This window comes from Psychrobacter sp. NG27 (genome assembly GCF_016106655.1).
Lineage (GTDB): Bacteria > Pseudomonadota > Gammaproteobacteria > Pseudomonadales > Moraxellaceae > Psychrobacter.
In genome coordinates, this window is sequence record NZ_JADGIN010000001.1 from 690,497 (window position 1) to 714,778 (window position 24,282).

Below are 24,282 nucleotides of genomic sequence, written 5' to 3' on the forward strand. Positions count from 1 at the left end.
TTAACGTTCTATGCAGGAATTTGAGTGTAGCTAATTCCAGCCATCTGGGTCGCCAAACGCAATACCTGAGTACTATAACCTACTTCGTTATCATACCAAACATACACAATGGCTTGATTACCAGTCAGAATAGTCGCTTGCGCATCAATGATACCGACATGAGTCGTGCCAACGAAATCCGTCGATACGGCTTCTGTAGAATCGGTATAAGCAATCTGCGACTGCCAAGTGCTGCTATTAGCAATTTTACGCAAAAATCCATTCAATGCTTCAGCACTTTCTGGTGCCGTTTTAAGCGTTAAGTTCAGAATTGCTAGACTGACATTAGGTGTTGGTACACGGATAGCGTTACCCGTTAGCTTACCACTTAATTCTGGTAGTGCTTTACCAACTGCTTTTGCCGCGCCTGTGCTCGTGATAACCATGTTCATCACAGCACTACGACCACGGCGGTCTGCTTTATGATAGTTATCGACTAAGTTTTGATCATTGGTAAATGAGTGAATAGTCTCTACGTGACCATTTTCGATACCGTACTCATCATTCAATACATTCAACGTTGGTGTAATAGCATTGGTCGTACAGCTGGCAGCACTAACGATAGTGTCATCACCAACGGTGTCGTTATTCACACCATAAACGACGTTTTTGATGTCACCACCAGCAGGGGCAGTTAGTAGTACTTTTTTCACGCCAGTAGATTGTAGATGCTTGCCAAGGCCTGCTTCGTCTTTCCAAATACCCGTGTTATCGATAACGAGAGCATCGTTGATACCATAAGCGGTGTAGTCGATTTCACTAGGGTCTTTGGCATAGATAACTTGTACAAAACGACCATTAATAATCATGCCGTTGTTGTCATCATCGATGCTGATGCCACCCAAGAATCTACCATGGATCGAATCACGCTCAAGCAATGAGATACGTTTGGCCAAGTCACCAGCAGCTGCTGGGCGTACGACGATAGCTTTTAACTGCATACCTTTTGCGCTTGACGCTTGCGCCAATAATAAACGGGTCAAGATACGACCAATACGGCCGAAACCATATAATACAACATCCGTCGCGCCATTCACGGCACCTGCATTATTAACAGATTTTAGCGCAGCTTGTACGTCAGTGTCATTAGCAATCAATTGACCAACATCGATACGAGTGGCTTGGATATCTTTGCTTTCTGCAATGACTTTTACCATCGCTAACGTGTCAGCGATATCAATAGACTTAGCACCATGGTCACGTAACGCAACTTTTTGGTGTAGAGCAAGTATTTGACCAACTGAGGTAGAGTCTAGCGTTTCGCCGAACAAGGTCACTTGTACGTCTTGCGCGTTATAGAGCTTATTCAATAACCCCATTAGCTCAATCGCTTGTTGCTCTTGATTGTTATAGTTGCTTAAGTGGTCTTGATGTAATTGGCGTAAGGTATCAGCGTTGCTCACGAGAAACATCCTTATGGTCAGTAATGTATGATCAATAAAATATGAAGAAGTATGAAATAGATGGGTTGTGTATGCTCTAAATGGCGACTCTAATATGATAATCAACCACTATCAATATGGGTTATTAACACTAGAGTATTTGAATCGCATAGATTTTAGCCTAAAATGCCGCATTTTGCCAGTAGTAACCGATTAGCTAGTATGCATAATAGGTTTCATTCTCATATACAGACTCATATTATAGACAGAGATAAAAATAAAGGCAGCCATATATGCTGCCTTATTAGGTTTTTTGAGTAAGAGTTGCTATGAAATTTTATTCATTGAAATAACCTGATAATAACCAGCGCTCAATCAGATATACAAACTCATTCTGCAATTAGAATTTAACGTTTTATATTTACATCAACTATGGCGTTAAGTTTACCGTCTGATTGGTTTGCGGCGTTAGTTTAAATTCTTTTAGATCATAGCCTTGCTGTTGTGCAATCTGACGATATTTAGAATAGGTCTCCTGACTGACATTAGGCGAGCGTGCTAGCAGCCACAGATAATCTTTGTCAGGTGTGCCGACCAATGCCGTCTTATAATCAGCATCACGTGCTAGCACCCAATAGTCGGCTCGTCCGACTGGTAACCAACGAATCCATGAGGGCAAGAAAGTTATTTTTAGCTTGCTGCCAGTATCATCTGCTGGCTTAGCAAGACCTTCGGCAACAATCTCCGAGCCATCTTCGGCCATACACTTGTTAGTGACAGTTATACCTTTTCCATCAGCTTTTTGAGCATAATTGGCCGTAACATCACCTGCGCATTTACGTTGGAAATACATCGGTAAACGCCCTATCTCGTACCAAGTGCCTGCATACTGCTTTAAATCAACACTATCTACAGTGGTTGGTGTATTTGCAGATTTGTGAATAATAGCACTTGATTCTATAGACAATGTCTCTGTCGTGGTTTTATCCATCGTTGCATTATTAGCCATAGACGCTGCATTGACTGGTGGCGTAGCAGCATAAGCTGAGAACGCCGCCAATGGTATAATAATCGCTAAGGCAATACCCGTATGCTTAATCAGTCCATTCATAAATACGCGCTCTGTTATGTCTTTGTTTGATACGTTTTTGCTGTCCAACTGACCCAACAGGGTATCGCTATTATTGAGCTTATCTGTCTTAACTTGATTGCTCTTAGCTTTATTTTTTCCCTTAACACTGTTGCTTGTGTCATTACTAATATTGTTCTTTTTGTCGTCAAAACATGCTGCCATCATTGGCTCATCTTGATTTAGCCTTGGTGACTCTTCATGACTATTGGCTTTATGAGTATCAATCATGCTGGAATTTTTTTGATCACAACTCTTTTTACTACTACTGCTCTTGTCACTTTTATATCCAAGATAGCAGTCTTGCTTTGCAGTTTGTTTTGCTAAATGCTGAAGGCTATCATGACTCAAGTGATCGCGATGGTAGCTGGCATCATTACTAGCATGACTGACATGGTCATGTTGTTGCATGCCAACACTGTGCTCGTCATAGCCACGTTCGTTGTAGCTCGACGACTGCTTTAGCTGCTGAGACTGAGAACCAGATGCCTGTGAACCAGACCAAGCTGATTTAGGTAACTTATCGGCTTTCATAGGAGTACCACTATTTATGATGACTGTTTAGGTGCTATCTATCTCGCTGATCTACTTTTATGTTTTGACAGTGTCTCTTTTGTGAGAGACCCTTGATATAAACCGCTTTTACAAAAATTTGTTTTTTTATTGTTTTAACAGACCTTTGATTGAGGGTATGGTTGTCAAAGTAGTTGTCAAAGTAGTTGTCAAATAAAAATAGAATCAATGCGCTATAGATATGCAATACATACTAAAGCCAACGGTGTCATTAAAATAGGAGTCCAATGTAGGGAAACGCAACGGTTTGTAAGTAACCATATGATTGTGAGGTGTTTATGCTGTGCTATGAACACATCGTAATCAGATGGTTACTTACTGGATAAACATCTTAAAATTCCGTTGCATCTACTTACGAATTTTTATCAATACGCACACTCATATGAGCGACATTAGCATCCATATAAATGCGCCCAATATAGGGTTCAGATTTCGCGGCTAATATTTTACTGTTGGTTGGTGGCGCTATCTGACGGCTATAATGGATCACTAACGTACAAAAATGGATCACTAACGTACAAATTCACGAATACCTGCAACACTGACGCCGCCATTTTCTAAAGCTTTATCCAGCATCAATGGTGTCACACCGCCCAAACCAATGACTGGCATATCAGCCAGCTGTGCCAACGTAGACCATGACTCCCAGCCAAGTGGCGTTGTATCAGGATGAGTTTGGGTGGCAAGGACAGGAGATAAAAAAGCCCCTATCACTGGAGGCAGTCGCTGCTGTAATCTAGCATCAGCGAGCTTATTAGCAGCTGTAATGCTAGCAATATCATGACAGCTAACAATCAATGGATAAGCGCTTGGCAAATAATCATTTGATAAATAGCCATCTAACACCTTCTCAGTATCCGATGAGGTCTCAAACCCTAATCCACCAAGAATGTTACTAACCCATATCAACAGCTCCGTATGTGTCAAGTGTATAGCACAGACTTGATGTTCTGTGTCTATGTCATGGGCGACTGGCTCGATATGTTTGGTCAGAGACTCTTTATCGTCACAATGCGATAATATCACTTGAATGTCTGGTCGTGCTGCCATGAGCTGCTTGGCCATATGTGCTGAGCCAGATTGCTTCAAACGGATATAAACCCAAGCCGCCATTGGCAGTTTTTGCTGATGATATTGCAGCCACGCTGTCGCTGAATCTTCGCATTCGCTAAAATGTCCTAACGGATAAGTAATCGTTATCTGAGTTGGCAGTTTCAACCACTCTAGAATCGTTTTATTTGCAGCTGGCAAGTGATACTCCCCTGCTAATAGCCCAGCCTTGTCTACCCATGTCAGAGCTTGTCCTTCTAGGCCGTATTGACGATGTTTGTGTTGCTCATACTGCTGTATGGTCAGCTCAACCTTGTATACCTGCAAACTGACTTTTTTATCGCCATAATCGTGATGCAGGCGGCCGAGCTTAACAATGACATTGTCACCAATAGCAATGCCAGCTTCTTCAGCCACCTCTCGAATCAACGCCTGTGTGGCTGACTCACCGGTCTCTATCTTGCCACCGACAAACTCATAGCGATTGCCTTGGTGCTGAGTGGCGTCCCGAAATCCGAGTAAGTACTGATTTTTATAGTGAATAACACCGACTGCGACATTAACGATGGTTTTTGTAGTGTCTGGTGTTGGGTTATTTTTTTGATGTGGCATAGCAGTATTCTCTATTTTTATAGACAGGTCGAAACAGTTAAGTTGAAATGGCTGAATTAGAATAGTTAAGTTAAAACGATATCGATGTATGACACCGCATGGTACAGAGCGGTATTTGCATACATAAAACGCAAGTAACTTTATAGATGACACCTGTTCACAAATACGTTTATTAAGACAGATAAAGCATGAGATTGACGCTTTATGACAGCAGGCTTAGATAAGTTTACACAATAACTGCATTTTATTTTATCAATTAGCTTGCAAATTATACGAATCTAAATGATAATTATTATCGTTAAAGCCAAATACTCTATGGCCAGTATGAGCCACTATTTTATCAAAAGGAATTTACCATGAGCATGGTCATCTCTCGTTATTTGAATTGCCGCGAAAACCGTCTCCCTACATTACAGTCACAGCATCTGTTTGCTTTGACCAAAGAAGTGCGTATCGAACATGAAGGTGAAGAATATCGTCTGCGCTTAACTCGTAATAACCGTCTAATTCTAACCAAATAGAATGAACATCACTCGATGTCTACTGATAAAAAAACGCCTTAGATACTAAGGCGTTTTTTATTGGCTAAAAATTACTATGATCATCATTAGTTGAGATAGCTGTTAGCTATCGACAGTCATTTAGAGTCAAAGAAGTCTAAAATTGCCACAAGGCAGTCGACTGCAGATGGTACAAGTAGTACATTTAGGGAGACCAACATCGTAGCAGTTTAGTCGTTCTCTGACTATAGCATGACGTTTAGAACTGCCAACTATAAACCACATCAACTGCGTTTTCTGCTGCTGAACTGGCTTCAACGTAAATGCGTCGTGTGAGCTGATAACGAACTGAAAGACTGTTCTGAGCATTAAAAACACCCACGCCATAGCGGATATATAAGTCAGGCGTCACGTAACCGGTGACATTGACATTGGTGTCCTCGCTACTGCCTGAGGCATCAACCGTAAGACTCTGCAACCCAAACGCTTGACCAATTTGATTAGTCAAAGTGCGTGTGCCGCTAAGGCCAAAACTCAATCCAGCGGCGGCTAAGTTATTGGTCACCTGCGACTTGAACCCTTGCTCACTGATCTGGGTGGCGCTCTTATTATCGATACGACCGGTGACCAACGCATTCATCGCTTGCTGCTGAGTCAATCCGGCATTATTAAAGACAACGATATTGGGGCTTTCAGTAGAGCCTTTGACTCTTAAGCCAACGGTTTTACCACTGATGGTTTTGGCAGCTTCAATACTGAGGCTAGGCTTCATCACATCGCCATTGAAACGCACTTGCCCGTAGTTCAGCTCTAAGCTCTGGCCAAAGGCATTGATATTGGTACGACGTGAGACTTGAACGACCCCCTTGGCTCGCATAATACCTGTGCCATTTTGGGTGATGTTAATGGCACCTGCTAAAGGAATAACGGCACCAAAGCCTCGAAAATTAATATCATCACCCAAGTCGACACCAATATCCGCATTGATCGACCAAGGCTTGGAGATAGCCAATACTTCATCGATATTACCAATCAAACGACGATCTAGCACCACCGCATCTTCAGTCTGCGTGATGATATCTTCACTAGCTTCTGGCGGACGAATCGTCGCCGTTGGGACACTAATGGCACCTTTGATATCTACATAGCGGTCGCCTGGGCGTACGATGATGTCGATATCAGGGTCAATCTCAGCCACCAGTAGCGGTGGCTGCGTAATCAACAAGCGCTCACCAACGATACTCAGCTTGGCCTGCAGCTTCTGCTGCCAATTGACCGTACCGTCTAGAGTGCCCTTTCCTTCACCACTGTTAAAGGTACCAGCGATGGTCGCCTGTGTGCCACGAATTTTGGCTTCTGTATTCACATTGGTCAGATTCACGGGCAGATCCAGCATCGCGATACGACCATTAGAAAGTTTGACATCACCATAGAACTGCGGTTTTTTTAGTGTGCCGCCTAGTCCGCCTGCCATTGTCACGTTACCTTTTAGGACACGCATACCAGGGAAGAACGGCTTAAATATCGCCAGATCAAGCTCATTGAGCACCAGCGCGCCAGAAATGGGCTTGGGTGTGCTATAAGGGTCCACGATAGCCTCGGCATAGCCTCGAGCACCGCGACCGGTATTGATATCCGTACGCAGTTTGATGCCTTCAGGTACTGACAAGGCAATGAGTGAGACACGCTTATAAGACAACGTCACGGGAGTACTATCGCCATCTTGCAGCAGACCGATTTTGCCATTGTCTGAATATAGCGTGGTGTTGATGGTTGGTGGACGACCACGTTTCCAACCGACAATCGCTTTACCATTGATTTTGGCATTCCAGTCGATATCTTTTGGTAAGAAGACCGAAAATAATGACGTATCTAGGTTCTGTAGCGCAATATTAACCTCTCCGCTGTCTGGCGAGGCCACCAAATTTTCACGCAAACATAACTTACCTGTTTGGTCAGTCGCTTGCCAACAATGGGCGGCAAGCTGTACTTTTAGATCACTGTTTTTACCATTTTGGTCATTCGGTAGGTTCACAATCAATTGTGCTGGCTGTAACTGATTTAAGGTCGCATACTTTGATTTGATACGGCCTTTGCCGATTACCCCTGACCAGCTCAGTTTGTCTCGATCAAAGCCGCCTTTGATTCTCGCACCCACATCCAATCGCTTGTTGGCAACATTCAGATCAATGACATGAGATTTTTCGGTGCCATTGAGCGACAGTTTGATGTTATCAAAACTTTGCCCAGCAGCATCTAAGCCTTCAGCTGTAATGATAAGCTGACTTGGACTGTTGGCTAAATTGACCAGCTTGCCGCGCACACGACCTTGACGCAGTACAAAACCTGGCAAGGCAAGGCGTTCTCCGACCAAATCAATATAAATGGTGGGTAACGCCTGACCTGCTGGCTGTGATAACGTCGCACCGCCAGTGACTTTACCCGCCAGCTGACTTGATAGCTGGTCTAAGCTAGTGATGTTTATTTTGGTTTGTAGTTGCTTGGCATTGCCATTAGCAGTGACGTAATTGTCACCCCAACGCAGCACCAAGTTATTGGCATTTAAGCTATCTATTAAGGCGTTGACTTGCTTGTACTGTGCTTGGGCATCTTGTGTTTGTAGTCGTTTAAGATAGCTTGCCAAATCTTTTGGTAAACGCATCTTCGCTGATAGGCTGCCTTTCGCACTGAGCGGTTGACCTTTTAGCATACCACTTAGGTTTACTTGCTTAATATTGATAATTTGCTGCGTGTCACCCCAACTACCATCAGTATCGATTGTGCCAGTAATTCGGCTTGGCGTATCCTTTAGAAAATACCCAATGTTAAAGCGATCCATCACCGCGTTGACATCCCAAGCAATACCTTTTCGGACATCGACAGTACCACTAGCATTGATACTGCCCGCAGCGCCCACGTGACGGAAGCGCTTGATTCGAATCAACTGGCTATCGCCACTGGCCTCGATGGATAGCTTGCCTGCGGGCAATTGCTCAGCATCCAATACACCATCAAAATTAATCGCGAAACGTTGTAACTTTCCGGCCGTATTTGCGCTATTTTTGGGCGCATTTTGCCACTCACCACTGGTTTTTAGATCCCCTGTAATGATGGCTGGATTGTTAGGCAAAAAGTAACCCACATTGAACTGATCAAAGCGGCCATCAATCGTCCAACCAATGTTTTTACGTAAATCTATGACACCATTGGCTTTGACTGCACCCGCTTCACCATTGTAATTGAGTTTTCGAACACGAATCAGTTTTGGTGTGCCCGCAGCATCGATAGAGAGACGGCCCGCTGGTACGTCTGCCGTATCGACCTGACCATCAAAACGTACATCGAAGACAGACAGCTCACCGCCGACGATATCGACGCTCGCATCACCACTACCTTTGATACCGATGGTACGACTGTTTTGCGTGGCATCAAGCTGTGCCTGCATATCGGTATTGTTTAGCGTAATGACATGGCGCTGACCACTGACACCACTTTTTGTGATATTCAGCAATCGACCACGCGCACTGATACGTCCTGTTAGACGCTCAAGCGGCAAGTCGCTGCGGTATTTTTTGGGTAGTAACCCTTTAGTACTGGCATCGATTTGCCAGGTCAGTGGACGCTTCCTATTGGCCAGTTGAATCTGCCCAGTCCCTGATAGGTCGCCGACAATACCATTATAGTTGAGACGATTGATATCAATGATGTCTCCTGCTTTACGTAAGCGCACATCATAGTTACCCTTGGGCGCGGCATTGAGCTCATTGATGACCGCATTGGCATCGACTGAGAGTCGTGAACCGCGAAGAATGACGTCTGCTTGACCGCTAGGACTGTCAATATTACCAATATTAGGCACATCACGGCGTATGAGGTTTTCCCATTTCGCATCGATATACAAAGGAGCTACTTGTGTAGACTTGACTGATGTTTTACCGAAGATCATATTGGCATTGATATGCTCACCATCACGCTGACGCAAGTCAGCATCAATCTGTGTGTTGCCCGTGCTGTTTTTCTGTAGATAACGTACGGACACTCTGCCATCAAGGGTTTTTGGGGCGTAGGCTTTAAAGTCCGCATATTCATCAGGAATGGCACGGCGAATATCAAAATTGCGACCAGACGCACGTATGGTCGCCTCAAAACCCTCTTTCCAGTCCAAGATACCCTGCAACGCCAAACGACCCGCTGGCACGTCCGCTTCTAGGCGATCAATACGTAGCTGACTGTTGGCAATAACCGCACGGCCTTGATAGTGGCCAGAGGGAATGTCTTTGGCCGTCAGGTCAGTATTGATACGAAGTCGTATGTCAGATATGACACCCGATGCTGTCGCGATACCGCTCTTGAGACGGATGTCTTGACCCTCTGCATAAGGGATAAGAATATCGTCCCATTGGAGTTTTGCATCAAACGGCGATCCTGCATCCAATCCTTGCACCACGAAATCACCGCGAACGTCGTTATCGTTATAACGGCTGCGCACTTTACCTACAGTACGTTTTAGCGTCCCTGTTGCCGTGATATTCAATGGGTCGATATAGGCTTTTTCGAGGGCGCTGACTTCTGCAATCGCACTCAGATCTAATGGATAGTCGCCTTGCAGGTCAATTTCACCTTGTAAGGCACTGACTTTGACAATATCAGCATACTGTAAATCACCGCGACCGACCGTGACGGTGCTACCCACCCATGTCAGATCACGCGCTTTGATGTTATTGATGATGATGGGATCTTTGGTGACTTGTTTATAAATGACTTTTTTGATAGTGGCTTGATCAAAACGCAGATTGACTGGCAGTTTTAGAGTCTTATAATCAAACGGCTCACCCGTAGGAGGCTTCTTATTGATGATTTCAATGGTTTGTATCGTAGCGTCACTCAGATGCACCTCTTTTGCAAATACGGCGCGCCAGCCTATCTTGACATAAGCTTTGTCTACCAATATCTCAAGGTCTTCTGTGGCCTCGATATCGATATCTGTCACCCAGATACCATCACGCAAGTTGCCTTGTCCATACTGAAAGTCGATACCTGTTTCGGCACTGACTTTTTCTAAAATAAACTTTGTACCTGCATCGGTGCCTGCGGCATAGAAAAATATCGCAAACATGATCGCAAGGATAACGAGCATCAGCCCCAGTAGTTTGAGCAAAAACGAGAGCGGATAAAACCGCCTGACCGCACGCGCATCACGCTGTGCTGGATCTTCATCTGGTGCAGGATTAGGCGGGGTATTTTTTGTCAGCATGACACTCAACTACGTTAAAGAATGATGACCAGCAATCGGTACGATGGATAATATATAAAGCGGTTTAATGGCTAGACTATAGTCATTCCACTATAAAATTATTACTGCGTTAACCTCGCTTGAAGTATTTAATATACATCTACACTCGGTTGCCTTGTACTATTTTTAAATTGAATCGACTATATAATACTATGACAAAACTAGGCCGCTATACCATTATAAAGGGGAACCAATAAAGAAGTGTAGTCGCACAGGAATACTCTCCTCTGTCACACCAGCGGCCACATCAACACGTACCATACCTACTGGAGATGCCCAGCGGATACCGACACCGACACCGACTTTTGTCTCTGTTTCAAAGTCTTTGTCATACGCATTACCAACATCGGTAAAGAACGCGCCGCGAAATCCGGGTTTAAATTCGTAATTGTACTCAGCACTACCGACCGCCAGTATTTGACCACCTGTCAAATAACCTTTGTCCAATGGTGATAAGCTCTCATAGTCATAACCACGGATACTTTGATCACCGCCCGCAAAAAAGCGCAGTTTATAAGGCACATCATAAAAATCATCGGCCCAGATATAGCCTGTATTAACACTACCCAGCACTTGGTGCTTTTTGTCTTCACCAAAGCTATAGATACCGCTGACACCAGCTCGTACAATCGCCAAATCTGTATCGCTCAACGCGGCGTCGCTGCCTGCTTCAATCGAATAATACTGACGGATACCTTGCGTTGGATTGGTCGCGTTATCGACTTCGGTTTTATTCATGCCATAACCAAACAACAGCGCTCTTTGTTTCGGACTTGATGAGGTGAAGCGGATTGGCAAGTCATCAAGTGCCGCTCCATCAACGCCCGTTTCAAGCTCATCTAAACGATAGCGCACAGAGTAGCTTCGGTTCCAGCCATTATCACGGCGAATATTGCGTGCCAAGGCAGCTTTGAGCGTTTTGGTCGATAGATCAAAGTTGCCTTCACCTTGATCAATGACTTCTTCTTCATAGGTGAGGCGCGCATCTAGCTTGTCATTCAGCGGATGGTTCCATGGCCTGCTCGCATAGACTGCGACGTTTTTGCTAATTCTTGATACCTCAGTCTCCGCGCCTGCTTGATAGCCCTGACGGTTAAGGAGGTTATAGTCTATTTTTGCTGTCGCTCGAACGCCTGTATCGGTACCATAACCCAGTCCAACTTGCGCATCGCGCGGTTTGTTGGCAGCGACAAACACATAGAGCGGTATTTTTTTACTCTCTGCTACTTCTTGCGGGGTTTTGCGCCCTGCTAAGGTTGGCGGTACAAAGTTCTCATCAGCGAGTATACTGACTTCATCAGGGAATATTTTTTGTGCGACATTGGTGATTGAATCACTGATTTTACCCAATATACTATCTGTTTCTTGTTGCTTCTCATCAAGTACGCGGTCATTTGGCAAACGGCTGAGACGATCTGCTTTTTGTTGAATGGCTTTTAGCTTATCGAGGGTGGCTTCATCCGCTTCAAACTCGATAGCCGCTATGTCCGCAGGATTGACCGTCTCGCCGCTACTGCTACCTGATATACTGTTACCCGCTGCACCAATGTCACTATTGTCATTACTGGTGTTTTCTGCACTGGCCTGACCGTTTTTAAATGCTGTTAGCACCTCGTTATCGCTATTATTAATAGCTTCTGAACCATCACCGCTATCCACATCATCATCTAACGTGTTGCTGCTATTATTTGGCGCGTTATCGAACGCCAAAGTACTGGTTCTACTGCTATCATCTGGTGGCAATATCGATTCGACATTGACGGTATTAAAATAGCGCGTCGCCGATAAATCATTACTAAACTTGGTCACATCAGGACGATAAAAAGGCTGTCCTGGCGTAAAGCCATATAACTGCTGCAATAATGACAACTCAACTGGCAACTTGTCAGGATCTTGTGTCAGGGTATTGGTTTTTGCGTCATAAGTAAAAAACACAACGTCATCAAATTCATAGCGATCCCCAGTGTTATAGACCAAAGACACATCGGCTTTGTTATCTGGCAAGATGATATCAACTGATTTGTTTAACCAGTATTGATCAAAATACCCATAGGTGTTGCTCAGCGCTTCGAGCGCAGCCTTGCTGCTTTTATAGACACGGTGATTAAAGACATCACCTTCTTGCGGCGGCAAGTCTTCTTGGAGCGCGATAAACTCTTCTTGTTCACTACCTTCACCGCGAATCTCGACAATGCGGCTATCCACGAGTACCGGCTCACCTAAATCTTCGATGATAACCTCGATCGTATCTCGATTGGGCTGACGCAGCCGTAAGTTAACCTCGTAGTAACCAACTGCTTTAGCAGCATCCATCGCAGTCTGGCGCAAGCGTGGCAGAGCCGCTGTAAAATCAACAAGTGATTGTACGGTCGTTTCATCGAGTGCTGCTTTGATGTTTTTCATTGGCTGCACATCAGTATCCGCTTCAATGAGCTTTACCTTATCACTCGTAGCGTCAAGATTGGTTGAGCGAGTACCCATTAAACCACTGTCGGCACTGTTTTTAATGTCATCGTCTTTAATGTCACTATTTTTATCGGCTGCTTGCTGTAGATAAATAGTGGTTTCTACATTTGGCAGCGCTATGACGCCATCACCGAAGAAACGATTATAGAGACGTTTTACGATATTGCCTCTGTTACGCGCGCGTGGCTTTTTCTGTTCAGTGGCATTAATACTTTGATCGACTACTTGAGTGTCGGTTTGATAATCCGGTAAGTAGTCATCAGGATTGATAATATCAGCTGTGGTCCCCGATTCACTGCCTGTATTGTCACTAGCCGCTACATCATCACTAACAGTCATGGCTTCATCGTTAGTGATAGCGTTTTCTACAGTGATATTGTCTGTGTTACTGGTACCGTTCTCTTGATTGGCACGCCCATTACTTACAGAGTCAGTCACCGTGGTTGGGCGCGACAGCGTGGTAGCAGCCGCCTGTTCTATATTTGAATCACTCTGACCCAAGGTCTCAAGATTACTCGGCGTGGGTACACTGGTCGCATCCAGATCGATATCTAGTCCAATCGGCGGTGACGTATCAGCAAGCATTGCAACGGGTACATCAAAGTCACTGTCGTTGTTACTGCTATTGTTTTGATTGTTTATGCCGTTAATGTCTTGTGCATTTTCTAGATCCAGCGCAGCCATCTCACGATCAATCTGTTCAGGCGTCATCATCTGATAGCCCTGTTGCTGTAAGACAGCCGCCTGCAGTGCTGCGTCTTCATCGAACACGTCTTCATCTTGAGCACTACTGCTATTTTGAGTGCTGCTACTTTTTAAACTGTTAGGTTGGGTGCTACTATTTTGAGAAGAGACACTATTCGCGTTAGACTTTTTGATACCGAGGGTTTGTTCTCTATAATCGTCTAATACCGATTGCTCGATGATACCTTGCTCGACCGCTTTTTTTAGGCGCAGTGCATCTAGAGCAGCATCGAGTTGGCTATCACTTTCTGTATCATCTGCTGGTTGATTGTTTTCTGGTAGATTGTCATCTGCTGACAGCGTGGTTGCTTCATCGTCAGCTACTTGATTGGTCGTGGGCTGATTGGCATCATTACTGTAGTTGCTATAATTTGTGGTATCTGCCAATGCCGCAGGGGCAATGCCTATCAGACTGGTAGCAAGCGCTGTAAAAAGCGCTGAACGCGAAAAATGCACACGCGGCGCAGTATTGCGAGCACAGTGAACGCCGCTATCATTTTGAATAATAACGGTATGATGCGGTGTCAGTGTTGCATAAGGTGCTCGACTTAAAGGCTGCTGGGTCATATTTACGTCCTATCATCTCACGCGGCACAGCTGTGTCAGCGATAAACCATCGCTCAGTCTGACCGGTGAATAAACTTATAGCAGTTGGCTGCAATTAATGGTTTACTACCTTGCTCTTAATTTTGACCGCTCAGATTGCCATCTTGTGCTGTGCGCTATCACCGTACGATGGGTCATGATACAAATGATTTTAGCGACCTTAGCAAATAGCAATGCACAGAGGTATGGGCACCACACCTTATAAAGCAATCATGCAAAATTTACAAATCATAACTTAGATAATTATGAAATCATAGCGCCCGTCACATGTATTTTTTATGAAGCCTTGCTATTATACGGCTTAATATCGATAAAACCTACGCTATATTTCGATAAGTTTTTGATAATATTAACGATTATGACTATATAAATAACCAGAGTTAGCACTGCTCTTTACTCTATCAGCCGCGATTTATCTGTAGGAATATCCATGTCCAGTCAGTTCCAGTTATTTAAGCACCGCCGTTTTAGTGCCATGTTTTTTACCCAATTTTTGGGGGCATTTAACGACAATATTTTTAAGCAAGCTCTCATTCTGGTACTGACTTATACCGCAGCTAGCCAGCTGGGAATGGAAGTCAGTATTTTAAACAATCTAGCAGCGATGTTATTCATACTGCCCTATTTCCTATTCTCGGCGTTGGCAGGGCAAATTGCTGATAAGTACGAAAAATCAAAGCTTACCCAGTTTATTAAACTGCTTGAACTGGTCATTATGGCCATTGCTGCGATTGGTTTTGTGTTTGAGTGGTATGCGTTATTGTTTGTGGCGTTGTTTTTGATGGGTACGCATTCGACCTTTTTTGGCCCGATTAAATACGCGTATCTACCGCAAGCCATGAATAAAGACGAATTGGTCGGTGCTAATGGTCTGTTTCAGATGGGCACCTCACTGGCTATTCTCGTTGGTATGATTGTCGCAGGTGTCCTCACCCAACTGTCTCAATCACTGTATTGGATCAGTGCCACAGTCTTGGTCGTCGCAGTCTTTGGTTATCTGGCTGCACGTTACATTCCTAACATGCCAGCGATGCAGCCGACGCTGAAGATTAACTGGAATATCATTACCACCAGTTTGTCTACGGTACGCTACTTATACTCACTACCTTTTTTGTTTTTTGTCGTGCTGGGTAATAGCTGGTTTTGGTTTTATGGGGCAACTTTTTTGACCCAAGTGCCAGAATTTAGTAAGGTGATTTTGAACGGTGATGAGTCAGTGGTCATTTTCCTATTGACCTTGTTTTCTGTCGGCGTCTCAATCGGCTCGCTGCTGTGCAAGTCCTTTACCAAAAACCAAGTCAGTTTACGTTTACTGCCTTTCGGTATTGCTGGTTTGAGTATCTTTGCTGTTGATTTGTACTTTTCGCTTTCCGCACTCGATATAAATGTGAATAATGGAACTTTATTGGGTGTCAGTGATTTGTTTGGTATCAGTGGCAGCTTGCGCGTCTTTATTGATTTATTCTTTTTAGGATTCAGCGGTGGTTTGTATATCGTCCCTTTATATGCGTCGATGCAAGCATATGCACCCAAGAGTCACCGTGCACGTGTGGTTGGTGCCAACAATATCTTTAATGCGATATTTATGGTCACCTCAGCGATTTTTGCGATTGTGATCTTAAATACCTTAGGCCTGAGCCTACCACAGCTATTTATGGTGACAGGACTACTCAATATTGCCTTTGGTGCTTTTTTATATATTAAGCTCAATAAGCACATTAAACACGCGGTGATTCAGACCGAAGATGAGCACGCTGTATAGTTAAACATTGCCCCACTAGAATTTGTATTATTAAAAAGTTAAATGTATAGCTACCAGAGCCATTTAACCCAGAACAGTTCTGCTAGAAACGCGCTTTGGTTGCTAATATTGAAAACTGTAGCACTATATATCTAACGTTATCGATAATGCTCAACGCCATCAGGAGTGAACCATGGCCCTGCGCCCTTTATCTAAAATCGACCAATTATTACTTGGCGTCGACAAGGCCTTACGAGCTGTCGTGCCGCATTCAAACCCCAGTACTCGTCCACTACCTGTTAGTAGTGATGAGATTCCTGAGCTGACCATCACAGAGGCAAGACATGTCTCAGGCCTCATGCGTATCAACCATACTGGCGAAGTATGCGCGCAAGGTCTGTACCATGGGCAAGCATTCGCTGCCAAAGATAGCGGCGTCAAACAGGCCATGCAACACTCTGCTGAAGAAGAAGTCGATCACCTCGTGTGGTGTGAGACTCGCTTGAGTGAGCTTGGTAGCCATGCCAGTATTTTTACCCCGCTTTGGTACGGCATGTCATTCGGGCTAGGTGCTGTCGCAGGCGCAATCTCTAATGAGTTTAGCTTAGGGTTTGTCGCAGAAACAGAGGCACAGGTCAGCGAACATCTGCAAGAGCATATCGGACAACTGCCCGCGCATGATACACGTTCAAAAGAAATACTGGCACAGATGGATATCGAAGAGTTGCATCATCGTGAGCTGGCATTGGCCAGTGGCGGCGCAGCATTATCACCACCGATACGCCATACCATGCGCTGGATGGCCAATCGTATGAAAGCCACTGCATATCATTTGTAATAGTGGATATGGTATCTTTCATCAATAGCGTGACTAATGTCATTAGATATGATGCACATTGATGATTAACAGTCCTACCACAGATAGCCTGACGCTCAATTTGCTAGGGTATTTGTAATGGTCTTATTTTAGCGTACAGACATATCCAAAGAATCTACCAATCAATGCATAAATAACCGTCAAATAAATCAAATAAGGTAACATTTTTTATGAAAGCGACTCTCTCTAACAGCCAGTCACCAAAGATTGCCACACTCACTGCATTGGCCGCTGCCTGCGCGATGATGCTATCTGCGCCAGTCAATGCAGCAACTGATACCGCAGCGACGTCTATGGCCGTACCAAGTGCGATGGACTCAAGCAAACGTGTGATCCGATTGGCTCGTCCTAACGCGACCACTATCCCAGCTCAGCCAAGCACAGCATCACTACCTGCGAGTAATGCCCCATCAACAGCCAACATGCAGTTCAATAATGCACCGCAAAACAATGCGGCTGTCAGTGTTGCACAGCCACAGATGACTCCACCAGCATCGCAAATGATGATGCCAAATGATGCGCCTGTGATGAGCGGCACCACTCGTGTTTATGAGCCAGGTCCAATGACAGCCCCAGGTATCGACTTACGTAGTGGTCAGCTGCCTAATATACCAACGCCGCAAGTACAACTCTCAGACATGAGCTTTGTTACCACCGTATTGGTTCCTCAGCAAAAAGGCCTTGGCACAAACAAGCTTGATGTCAGCTTGCTCGATGATTTCATCGCAGATGTATCGCCTAATGCTCGTCATTATCCGCCAAACTTCCCTAACCGTACGCAGCGTCATTACACGCGTGAAAAAATCAAAGTATTGGCTGATTGGATTGAGCCGTATGCCAAGTCACCAGAAGCCTCTTATGAGGTGTTGCTACGCGCAGCTAAGCTCAATGGGATGGGACGTAATCTTGACTTAGGGTCAGACTATACTGTGCGCGGGGGTCAATATGTTGACCGCGCTATCAAGCTGCAACCGAGTAGCGCCGAAGCGAACTTTTTGTATGGCATGATGCTGTCAGAGGGTGGCGGATTCAAAGAAGGTCAGAAATATCTAGATCGTGCTGTGTCTTTGGGCTACACCGAAGCGGAGCAAAGCTTGGCACAGTCAGATCTATTGAGTGATCGTAGAGCCAATGCATTAGAGCGTCTACGTCGCCTTGAAGGGCAAAATCCTGATAACAAAGTCATTCCTGAGCAGATTAAGATGATTGAAGACGGCAAATTCTATATTTGGGATATTGCAGCACCTAACATCAACGTAAAACCAGGTGCCTAATCCATTTTTTGAACACTAATGGTTTATAAGTAATGTCGTTGTCAGATACCAAGCGCGTTTGTTTTATGGACAAAGCAAACGCGCTTTTTTGTGCCTACCGATATAGTCAGAGAACTATAGGGTGTTCGCAAAGATATTTAGTCTTAGTTATTCTTCCCAAATACAAATGCGCTTTAAAATCTAAGTATGCTTAGCATCAATAACACTAATTTGACCACATTATCCGATACATAGATCTTCGTTATAGCACCTGAAATAAAATCCTCTAATAGCAAAAGTTGCGCTACACTCATTCATATCGCTATTACGCTCATTGTTCGCACTCATGACCACGGTTTATTGGACTGACCTATGATTTTTGCTAGCCTTGGCAAACAGGTAGTAACACACGCTACCAAACCCCCTTTGCCCATCACCGCAGTTCTCTTATTAGTAGCGACAACGCTACTACCTGCTTGTAGCGTCGTCTCAGTGGAAAAACAAGCCACCGCCAAAACCATCACTGCACAGCGCGGCAATATCGTCACTGACGACAAACTGAGTAGCGATACCGCATCCGCCCTACTATCAGCAGGTCTTAATGAGCAAGCCTGTCTGCAGCAGTTTGACTTATGTTTGACTCAGCTGACCGACAGTATTTTAAACAAACATTATCGTCCGGCATTAGCGATTTTTGCAGAGTTACACTATGCAAAAGCCCGTCAATTGGCTGACTCACAGAGCTGCCGCAGTGCCCTAGATCGCCCACCACTTGACCCTTACTATGCCAATGCGCCTTTAAGCGATGAAGACGCCAAAGCGAAGCAAGAAGACACCAATCTGTGTCTAACCGCTTATCAAGAGCGGTTGTTTGATGCCGTCAAATCGAGTTATACCTACTTATTTTATGACAGCTTAAATCATGATTTTGAGGGGGCAGAACAGAGTGATAGCCGCACACCTAGTCAGACTCGTATTCCAACTGATAGCGATATCCAAACCCAAGACATCTATAATGCCGCCAGTAATGATGTGATTACGCAGCTCTATCGATCGACTGAGAATTCAGATAATTTGCTTGGCAATACAAAAATAGAGCATCTGCCCATCGCATCTACTGACCGTGATAGCAATCATCAAGCCTCTATTGCCAATCGTGCACCGCTAAAAGGTAAAGCGATTGATCAAGTCAAAGTCATGAAGGTACACATAGATGACTATAACCTTGATATCTATCTGCCTAATGAAAATAACTATCTACAAAACGCCAATAAACAATCTTCGGCACTCGCAGATTTGGTCTCAACTTACGAGTTGCGCCTCTCTGGACTGAACTCCATTAGCAAGCGTCCAGGCTTAGGTATCAGCTTGGTTGCCTCATTAGATGATCGTTATACCACCACTATTCGTCAGCTGTTGGTTTCTACGCTGTCAGACAGATTGGCAAGTGAAGATGAGCGCACCAATAGCAATGCTGAGGGCAGCGATAATGACAGCGAGACCAGCTCGCGCATTTACCCTACTGGGCATCTATTGCTGACTGGGCTAATAAAACCAAGTGGTGACAGCGTGCTAGACGTGCTGAACAGTCGTCAATTGGACATTCATTTGTACAATCCCTACCAGACCGAAACCGTCAATATTCTCAATGATGACTACCCACTGGCGGCCAATTTTTCTGCCGGTTATGGTTTATGGCTAGCAGAGAACCAGTTAGATAGCGTGGGTTATCTCAATCTCATCACGCGCCAGCCAGAAGAGCGGCTCCCCAAGCTATTTATGCTCGAGCCTTATGACCCTGACAAGCGCGTCTTAATTATGTTGCATGGTCTGGCATCTAGTCCTGCCACTTGGGTCAATCTGACCAACGATATTTTGAATGATGACAAACTGCGGGACAACTATCAGGTGTGGCAGATATTTTATCCAACCAACTTGCCTATCTTAGAAAACCGCTATCAAATTCAACGCCTAATCAATAGCACGTATGACAAGACAGACCCAGAGGGGCAAAATCGTGCAAGTCGCAATAGCGTCATCGTCAGTCACAGTATGGGCGCTATCATCGCTCGTATGATGCTATCTGATGACAATTTGGTCAACGACCTAGATAAGCTCAATGATCAAGACACACTTTCTAATAATGAAAAACAGAAAATCCGTGATGCGCTAAAAGCGTCCTTTGGCGAAGAAGAGCTAAAGAAACGGTTTGAGCTACAAACCTTACCGCAAGTAGACACGGCAGTGTTTTTGTCAGCACCTTTTCGCGGCACTGATTACGCAGATCGCTGGTTCACCCGTGCGCTGCGCCGGATTGTTTATTTGCCAGTGGGATTGGTAAAAACATTTACGGATAATTTGGCGACCATCGCCACACAAGGCGATTTGGCGGAAAATCCATTGGGTGCGCTTTATCTACAGAACGGTGCCAGCCAGCTTAGTGACAAATCCTCTTTTATCGCGTTAACCAAAGACATTGCCATTAATGATCGTATTACTTATCACTCCATTATTGCCAATAATGATGCTGACATTACCAAAGGACTGGCACAAGCACAGCCAGAGGGCGCCAAGATTGACCTATCACAAGCGGCCACAGAAAAAGAGAGCATCGACGACAGTACTGCTATTACTGATACTTCAAGCGATGAACCAAAGCTGCCGCCTGAACCCTTAGTCGCTGCTGTCACCGTCGACGAGGATATCAGTCAAGCACTGACCGAGCGTCTGTCAGATGGTATTGTTCCTTATACCAGTGCACATTTAGATGGCGCCGCTTCTGAGACGATTATCAATGGTGGACACAGTATTCAAACCAACCCGCAAACTATTTTGACGTTGCGAAGAATCCTGCATAAGCAGCTACAAGAATGATGTAGATTTTTGTTATTGATGAGGGTTTTTGAGGTACGAATAGCCCTCTTTAAACACAGAGTTTTATTTTTAAATAACGCAGCCCTTGCTACATAATGCTTTGTTTTTAATAAAATTAATTTTATTTTTCAACATTGATGGTGCTTTTTTTCGATGACTGCTAGGTATGCAACTGACCTTTTAGGTTGCTTGCGTGTATATCTAGGTAAGCGCATAATATATCTATAGCACATGACTGTAATATATGAATTTATAGGGACATAAATTATTCAATTCAGCTAAACAGTGAACCACAAGCCTAGCCGCAATTTATGTCGAATGTCGCTAAGCCCACGTCACTGAGCCATTGCCCGTAATGCTTGCCCCTTTGATCGATGGACAGTTACGGACAGTTACTTGAGCGTTGTACGGATGGCAGCGCTATTCAGCTAACAGATGAGAGTAACCGTTTATGTTCGCTACATTTATGATTGACCAGCTCGATGCGCTGACACTCGCTCGCATCCAATTCGCTTTTGTTATCTCGTTTCATATTGTCTTTCCTGCATTCTCTATCGGTCTTGCCAGCTGGCTTGCTGTACTCGAGTTTCGTTGGTTAAGAACTGGCAAACCTATCTACGCTGAGGTCTATAAGCACTGGGTAAAAATATTTGCCGTGGTCTTTGGTCTAGGTGTAGTATCAGGTGTGGTAATGTCTTACCAGTTCGGTACCAACTGGGCTGTCTTCTCTGACAAAGCCGGTAACGTTTTAGGCCCACTACTTGCCTATGAAGTATTGACCGCATTTTTCTTAGAAGCCTCCTTTTTAGGTATTATGCTATTTGGCTGGGGCCGTGTCAGCAAACGCATGCATTTTGCCGCCACTGCCATTGTTGCTATCGGTACACTGATTTCAGGCTTTTGGATCTTGGCTGCTAACAGCTTTATGCAAACCCCTCAAGGTTTTATGATGGGTGCAGACGGCCTGCTTTATCCGACCAATTGGCTTGAAATTATCTTCAACCCCTCATTCCCTTATCGTTACGCACATATGATGACGGCGGCCTTTTTAACCACTGCCTTTGTCATTGGTGGTATCGGTGCCTACTATATCCAATCTAAGAAACACGTTGAGCACCGTGAACATGGTCGTGTGATGCTAGGTATGGCAATGATTATGGCCATCTTTGTGGCACCAGCACAGGTGTTGATTGGTGATGAGCATGGTCTGAATACGCTTGAGCATCAGCCAGCCAAAGTGGCTGCGATGGAAGGTATTTGGGAGGATGAGCGCGGTGCCGCATTGCGTCTCTTTGCGATTCCTGACCAAGAAAATCAAACCAATAAATACGAAGTAAAAATCCCTTATGTCACAGGTTTGATTCTCACCCATTCATTAGATGGTGAAGTGAAGGGTCTCAAAAACTGGGCTCCAGAAGACCAACCACATGTCATTATTGTATTCTGGGCATTTCGTATCATGGTTGGTATTGGCATGTTGATGGTGCTGGTCGGTTTATTTAGCGTCTATAAATACTTCAAAAAACAACAATTCAATCCCGAAAGTGTTTGGTTCCACCGTGCGTGGATGATGATGACACCGCTTGGGTTTATTGCATTGTTGGCAGGGTGGTTTGTGACCGAAACGGGTCGTCAGCCATGGACGGTCTATGGCGTTATACGTACCGCTGAGAGTATGTCACCAGTCGCTGCACAGCAAGTCGCTACGACATTAATTGGATTCATCGTGCTGTACATCTTTGTCTTTGGTGCAGGTAGCTTTTATATCCTACGCTTGATTGCTCAGGGGCCAAAACCTTACACAGATCCTGCTGAAGATAATTTCTATGAGCACTCAGTAACAGAGAGTCAAGGTCGTGCGTTAAGTGGTGATATCAACCATGAAAAAAGTACAAAAGAGGGCCTAGATGCTCCAGCAAATGATGTCGAAGATGGAGGATTACGCTAATGTTTAACTTCGGTGATGTATTAGATTTACCTCTTATCTGGGGCGGATTGATTGCTTTGGCGGTCTTTGTCTATGTACTGCTTGACGGGTTTGACTTGGGCTGCGGGATTTTATTTCCGTTTGCCGGCTCAGACAAAAACCGTAGCCGTATCATGAATTCTATCGCCCCTTTTTGGGATGGTAATGAGACGTGGCTCGTATTAGGCGGCGGCGGGCTGTTTGCAGCGTTTCCTGTTGCTTATGGCATCATAATGACCGGTCTCTATTTGCCTGTGACGGCGATGCTATTTGGTCTTATTCTACGCGGCGTGGCATTTGAGTTTCGGTTTAAATCCTCGACACGTCGCCATGTTTGGGACACTTGCTTTTTTGTCGGCTCAGTGGTCGCGACCTTCTCTCAAGGTATTATGCTTGGGGCGCTGGTGCAAGGATTAGAGGCAAGCAATCGCTTGTACACGGGCGGGCCATTTGACTGGTTAACGCCTTTCTCTATCGTTTGCGGCTTTGCCATGATTATCGGCTACGCATTACTGGGCTCGACGTGGCTTATCATAAAAACAGAGCACACCCTACAAGTATGGGCACGCCGCGTATCTGGTTGGATGCTGACTGCCTTGGTCATTGCGATGATTGTGGTGACGACATTCATGTATTTTTCTGATATCGATGCGCTTGAAGGATGGTTTGGTTTTCCAGAGCTACTCTACCTTGCCCCTATGCCTATCATCGTCATGCTGTTGTTCTTTATCATGCGTAAAGATTTAAAGACTGAGCGTGAATATCGTCCATTTTTATTGACAGTGATGTTATTTTTGATGGGATATATTGGTGTTTGTTTTGCCATGTTCCCTTATATTGTCCCGTATCAAATGACGATTTATGAGGCCGCTGCAGCGGATACGTCTTTATCCTTTATGTTGATTGGCGCTGTTATTATGCTGCCGATTATCTTAAGTTATACCGCCTTTGCCTACTATACGTTTAAAGGTAAATCTGATCATAATCCGATGTACTAATACAAACGGCGGTACCTCGCAGATCAGCTAGAAACTGTGGTTGTCATTATTCACTTGTGGTGACCACATCTCAGAAGCTAATCAGGAGATCTATATGAAAAAACTCAGTAAAAAACAGTCCCAATGGGCGTGGTTTTTTGGCTTGTATTTAACTGGATTTTTGGTGGTATTTACGATTG

At 44.7% G+C, this 24,282-nt stretch carries 12 protein-coding genes; 7 read left to right on the plus strand and 5 right to left on the minus strand.

All coding sequences use genetic code 11. From position 1 onward, the window contains the following. Positions 1–8: 8 nt before the first annotated feature. The 3 genes from IP485_RS02760 to IP485_RS02770 form a co-directional block, all read right to left on the minus strand. Positions 9–1,451, minus strand: coding sequence for a glyceraldehyde-3-phosphate dehydrogenase (locus IP485_RS02760; protein ID WP_198325878.1), 1,443 nt, complete (start codon positions 1,449–1,451; stop codon positions 9–11). Between the two features lie 400 nt (positions 1,452–1,851). Then, a complete protein-coding gene (locus IP485_RS02765; RefSeq protein WP_198325879.1) occupies positions 1,852–3,084 on the minus strand; it encodes a lipocalin family protein in 1,233 nt (410 codons plus the stop codon). Between the two features lie 549 nt (positions 3,085–3,633). Further along, entirely contained in the window at positions 3,634–4,785 is a 1,152-nt protein-coding gene (locus IP485_RS02770) for an NUDIX domain-containing protein (RefSeq protein WP_198325880.1), read from the minus strand. A gap of 362 nt (positions 4,786–5,147) precedes the next feature. On the opposite strand from IP485_RS02770, the gene hemP reads away from it, so the two are divergent. Then, positions 5,148–5,306, plus strand: a complete 159-nt coding sequence (gene hemP / locus IP485_RS02775; RefSeq protein ID WP_227672156.1) for a hemin uptake protein HemP — start codon at positions 5,148–5,150, stop codon at positions 5,304–5,306. Between the two features lie 238 nt (positions 5,307–5,544). On the opposite strand, the gene IP485_RS02780 is transcribed toward hemP, so the two are convergent. Together IP485_RS02780 and IP485_RS02785 are read right to left on the minus strand one after the other, a co-directional pair. After that, positions 5,545–10,539, minus strand: a complete 4,995-nt coding sequence (locus tag IP485_RS02780) for a translocation/assembly module TamB domain-containing protein (RefSeq protein ID WP_198325881.1) — start codon at positions 10,537–10,539, stop codon at positions 5,545–5,547. A 216-nt stretch (positions 10,540–10,755) separates the two neighbouring features. Then, positions 10,756–14,355, minus strand: a complete 3,600-nt coding sequence (locus IP485_RS02785; protein WP_198325882.1) for an autotransporter assembly complex protein TamA — start codon at positions 14,353–14,355, stop codon at positions 10,756–10,758. 469 nt (positions 14,356–14,824) lie between these two features. Here IP485_RS02785 and IP485_RS02790 point away from each other — a divergent pair, with 469 nt between their 5' ends. From IP485_RS02790 to cydB, 6 genes are all read left to right on the plus strand, one after another. Then, a complete protein-coding gene (locus IP485_RS02790; RefSeq protein ID WP_198325883.1) occupies positions 14,825–16,156 on the plus strand; it encodes an MFS transporter in 1,332 nt (443 codons plus the stop codon). A gap of 178 nt (positions 16,157–16,334) precedes the next feature. Then, positions 16,335–16,973, plus strand: a complete 639-nt coding sequence (coq7, locus tag IP485_RS02795) for a 2-polyprenyl-3-methyl-6-methoxy-1,4-benzoquinone monooxygenase (RefSeq protein WP_198326003.1) — start codon at positions 16,335–16,337, stop codon at positions 16,971–16,973. Between the two features lie 209 nt (positions 16,974–17,182). After that, entirely contained in the window at positions 17,183–18,286 is a 1,104-nt protein-coding gene (locus tag IP485_RS02800; RefSeq protein ID WP_198325884.1) for a tetratricopeptide repeat protein, read from the plus strand. A 351-nt stretch (positions 18,287–18,637) separates the two neighbouring features. Beyond that, positions 18,638–21,139, plus strand: a complete 2,502-nt coding sequence (locus IP485_RS02805) for an esterase/lipase family protein (protein ID WP_227686374.1) — start codon at positions 18,638–18,640, stop codon at positions 21,137–21,139. Positions 21,140–21,590: 451 nt separating this feature from the next. After that, the gene (locus tag IP485_RS02810) at positions 21,591–23,087 is read left to right on the plus strand and encodes a cytochrome ubiquinol oxidase subunit I (protein WP_227686375.1); all 1,497 of its coding nucleotides are present in this window, start codon (positions 21,591–21,593) and stop codon (positions 23,085–23,087) included. Beyond that, a complete protein-coding gene (gene cydB / locus IP485_RS02815; protein ID WP_198325885.1) occupies positions 23,087–24,103 on the plus strand; it encodes a cytochrome d ubiquinol oxidase subunit II in 1,017 nt (338 codons plus the stop codon). Before IP485_RS02810 ends, cydB begins: the two co-directional genes overlap by 1 nt. The last annotated feature ends 179 nt before the right edge of the window (positions 24,104–24,282 follow it).